The organism is Microcoleus sp. BM001215392, assembly GCF_036700185.1.
Lineage (GTDB): Bacteria > Cyanobacteriota > Cyanobacteriia > Cyanobacteriales > Microcoleaceae > Microcoleus.
The window spans coordinates 1-4,703 of record NZ_JAUBOJ010000490.1 but is presented as its reverse complement, the minus strand read 5'-3'; the positions used below and the strand labels follow the sequence as shown (position 1 = coordinate 4,703).

The following is a 4,703-nucleotide window of genomic DNA, read 5'->3' as shown; positions in this document are numbered from 1 at the left end:
CCCCCTAACCCCCCTTAAAAAGGGGGGAACCGGAAGCGCTCAAAGTCCCCCTTCTTAAGGGGGATTTAGGGGGATCTCACCTCGGATAAAAGCGAGATTTATCAATGGTTCCAGCCTTGAGTTGACACTAATGTGTGCACCCCATCTCCCCCTCTCCCCATCTCCCCATCTCCCCCTCTCCCCCTCCCTCTTCTCTTTTTGTATCCGATGCGTCTTGTTAAAAAAAAGAGCATCTGCTGTAATTAAGTTATATTCCGAAAAATACTATTTCCTGAAAATATTTGTAATATAGGGAACGGCGCCGAAAATTGTACCGGGAACCGCACCAGTTCAAGTGCGCAAAAATATTTGAGTGGGTTAAACTGACTTTAGGAAAAATTTAAAGCTTAACTTGCAAGCGATCGAAAAATACCCATGCAGGAAGTTATCAACTCGTTACAGTCTTTTTTCTCTAACTCTGTTGATGCTTTTCTAGAGTGCGATCGACAGCAAAAGTACATATCGATTAATCCTGTAGCTGCTGCTTGGATGGGATTGGAGCCGGCTGAAGCAGTCAACAAAACAAATCCGGAATTGTTGAAATTATATCCCAATAATACAGCTCTAAAAAATATAATCTCTCAGATTGATTCCTGCCTGCAACAAGTATTTATCACAGGGGAAAAAAAGCTGGCAATTCACGAGGTGACGGCTGCTGATGGCGGGATTAAAATTTACGAAACGGCTTACACGCCAGCGCTGGATGTCGCTAACAATCAGATGCGGGTGTTGGGTGTCGGTAGAGATATAACCAGGCACTACCGCTGGCAGCAGCAAAAAACTCAACAGTTGCGTCGCTCGAATCATTTACTGTGGTTGAATGCAGCTAACAGTCCCCTGGCAATGGTAGGCTGGGATGAGAATTTTCGGATCGTTCAGTGGTCGAAACGTGCTGAAGAAATATTTGGCTGGACTTCCGATGATATGCTGGGTAAGCATTTCGGCGATTTGGATTTGGTTGGCGAGGACGATCGAGAGGCGGGGCGCGCGATCGAACTCGAACTAGCCTCCGGTAACGGCAATACTTCAATTAACCGTAACTATACTAAAAGCGGACAAGTTATTTGGTGTCGCTGGTTCAACTCGATTATTCGCAGCGGTGAAACTTTTACCGTGCTTTCTTTGGTGGAAGACATCACCGATCGCAAACGGTTGGAAGCAGAAAAAGCCCAAGCTTCTCGCCTCACCGCAATGGTAGCTGATGTCGGTATTGCCCTTACCAAGCACCCTCAAGATATCCTGCTACCTTGTTGCGAGGCGATGGTGCAAAATCTCGATGTCGCCTCTGCGGAAATTTGGACTTTCAATTCTCAACACAATGTTTGCCAGTTACAAGCAGTTTCGGGTAATTACAGCAACACAGGCGATCGCACTCGATTTATTCAAAATAAGGTCAACTCGATCGCCCAACAGCAACAACCGCAATTTGACTGCGGAGTTGAACTGAATCATATTGGGCTGGAGGAGGAAGAATCTGGGGAAGCCACAGCAACGGACAGTTCTAAAATAGCAATTATCAACAGCAGTCAAAATGCGAGAAATTGCCAAACTACCCAGCAAACTCTTACCTTCGCCGGCTACCCTTTAATTGTCGAAGAAAGGCTAGTAGGAGTTATGGTAATTATCAGCCGCCAGCCCCTAACAAAACCGTTTCAGGAAACTTTAGCGTCGGTTGCTGATGTGATTGCTTTAGGCATCGAACGCAAGCGTGCAGAAGCTGAATTGAAAGCAGCTAAAGCGTTCCTGAATTCCGTAGTAGAAAATTTGCCGCTGGGAGTTTTTGCTAAAGATGCTTCTTCGCTGAAATTTGTACTGTGGAATAAAGCGGGGGAAACGATCGCAGGTGTTACCTCTCAAGAGGCGATCGGCAAAAATGACTATGATATTTACTCCAAAGAACAAGCTGATGTTTTCACCGCTCAAGACAGGGAAATATTGACCAGTCATCACAACCAATCTCTGGTTAAAGAAATAGCCGAAGAGCCGATCCAAACTCGCCACAAAGGCATGAGAATACTACACACCCGCAAAGTGCCAATTCTCGACGCTCAGGGCCATCCTCAGTACGTTTTGGGGATTACCGAAGATATCACCGAACGCAGGCAGGTAGACGAAAGCGTGCGCCTCTACGACCAAATTGTTGAGAATATGCAAATTGGTTTGTACGTCTATCACTTGGAAAATATAGATGATGATAGCACCTTGAGGGCGATCGCCTCGAATCCCGCTGCCACTAGGTTTACCGGGCTAGAAATGGCCGATGTTTTGGGTATGACAATCGACGAAATTTTTCCGCATTTGCGATCGAAAAACATTCCCCAAGCATTTGCAGAGGTAATTCGCACCCAAAAAGCCGTAGAAGTTGAAGATATTGACTGCGACGAATCGGGAAAAATAACTCGTGCTTTTTCCATTAAAGCTTTTCCGTTACCTAACAACTCCGTAGGCGTAGCATTTGAAAATATTACAGCTCGCAAGTGCTTGGAAGTAGAACTGCAAGTAGCATTGGCACAAACCGAACGTTCGGAACAACTGCTGCGGACGGTAATCGACAAAACCAGTGACTGGATTTTTGCCAAGAATAAACAATTTCGCTACATTTTGGCCAACAACAGTTTAGCCGAAGCGATCGGCAAAACAGTCGAAGAAATACTGGGAAAATCCGATTTAGAATTAGGGTTTTCAGAAGATTTAGTATTTGGTAATTCTGCACAAAATATCCGAGGATTTCGCATAGACGACTCTGCTGTACTGGCAGGCGAAATTATCCACAATCCCTGCGATGCCGCAACTGTTGCTGATGGTTCAATACATATTTTAGATACCAAAAAAGTCCCTCTGCGCGATGCTGAAGGTAATATATTTGCAGTGCTAGGTTTTACTAACGATATTACAAAACGCCATGAATCGGAAGCAGCTTTGCGCAGGAGTGAAGCCAGATTTAGGTCTTTGGTTGCTAATATTCCTGGAGTGGTTTATCGCTGGCGTTGCGATTTTTCAACAAGTTTTATTAGCGAGGCAATTTACTTATTAGCTGGCTACCCAGCCGGGGATTTCATTTCGCGTTTGGACAGCAAAGGCAGAACTTTTGCTAGCATTATTTACCCCGAAGATTTGGCAAAAGTAGAAGCAAGAATTCGGCAAGGAATAGAAAATAAACAGTCTTATAATTTAGAATACCGCTTGCTAGCAGCAGACAGCACGGTTAAATGGGTGTGGGATAAAGGTTCTCCAGTGTTCGACGCCGATGGGAGCGTTTCCTGTTTGGATGGGGTAATTTTGGATATTAGCGATCGCTACCACGCCCAAGAAGCATTGCGCCAAAAAACTTCTGAGTTGGAATCTGTTTTTCTAGCATTGCCGGATCTGTATTTCCGCCTCAATGCTGACGGCATTATTTTGGATTATTTGTCAGGAAATTCAGCGGATTTGTACCTGAATTCCGACTCTTTTCTTGGCAAACAAGTGACCGATATATTGCCAACAACCGCCGCTAGGCAGCTAAAACAGGCTCTACTGGAAGTTGCCGAAAATAGAACTCCAGTTAGTATAGAGTATTCCCTATCCATGCCGTCAGGGGAAGAAACTTATGAAGCGAGATTGCTACCTTTTAACTCGAATCAGGCAATAGTTATCGCCCGCAATATTACCAAGCGCAAACAAGCCGAATCAGAATTAAAACATAAAAATCGCGAACTAGAGCAAACATTGCAACAATTAGGCCGGACTCAAGCTCAATTAATTCAAGCAGAAAAAATGTCGAGTTTGGGACAGCTAGTTGCCGGAATTGCTCACGAAATCAATAATCCTGTTAGTTTTATTTACGGCAATATTATTCACGCTAACGAGTATGCAAAAAATTTGCTGCAACTGTGTAGTTTGTATCAAAAAAATTACCCGCAACCAGTGACGGAAATCGCGAATTTTATTGAAGAAATAGAAGTGGAATTTATGCAAGAGGATTTCCCGAACCTACTGAATTCAATTGAAAATGGAGCCGATCGCATTCGCGAAATTGTTCTGTCTTTGCGCAATTTTTCCAGACTGGAAGAATCTGATATTAAGCGTGTTGATATTCACGAAGGAATTGACAGCGCTCTGTTAATTTTGCAACACAAAGTCAAGGAGAATGGTAGAAATCGCCAGATTGAAATAGTCAAAGAATATGGAATACTGCCACCGATACAGTGCTATGTCGGACAGTTAAATCAAGTTTTTATGAATATACTAAGTAATGCGATTGATGCTTTGGCAAATATCAGAAATAGAAAATTGGAATTCGCGAGTGCACCGGATGGGGAACGGCAAAATTTTCCTACTTTACCTTTGGCTTGTGACGCATTTCCTTTGATTCGGATTCGCACGGAGGTGTTGGATAACAATCGGGTGGCGATCGCAATTTCCGATAACGGGTCGGGAATGGCAGAGTCTGTTAAATCTCGGATATTTGACCCGTTTTTTACTACTAAACCCGTCGGTAAAGGTACTGGTTTGGGACTGTCCATCTCCTATCAGATTGTGGTCGAAAGACACAGGGGCGCGCTACGCTGCCTTTCCACGCCCGGTGGGGGAACTGAATTTGCGATCGAGATTCCAATTAAGCAAAGGTAATTAGTCAGTTGACAGTTGACAGTTGACAGTTGACAGTTGACAGTTGACAGTTG

At 44.2% G+C, this 4,703-nt stretch carries 1 protein-coding gene; it reads left to right on the top strand.

The annotated features are described in order from the left end of the window. The first annotated feature begins 414 nt into the window (after positions 1-414). A complete protein-coding gene (locus QT974_RS31290; RefSeq protein WP_333472270.1) occupies positions 415-4,650 on the top strand; it encodes a PAS domain-containing protein in 4,236 nt (1,411 codons plus the stop codon). Positions 4,651-4,703 lie beyond the last annotated feature (53 nt).

Coding starts and splice junctions, on each gene's coding strand:
- QT974_RS31290 (WP_333472270.1), top strand. CDS start 415: ATGCAGGAAGTTATCAACTCGTTACAGTCTTTTTTCTCTAACTCTGTT.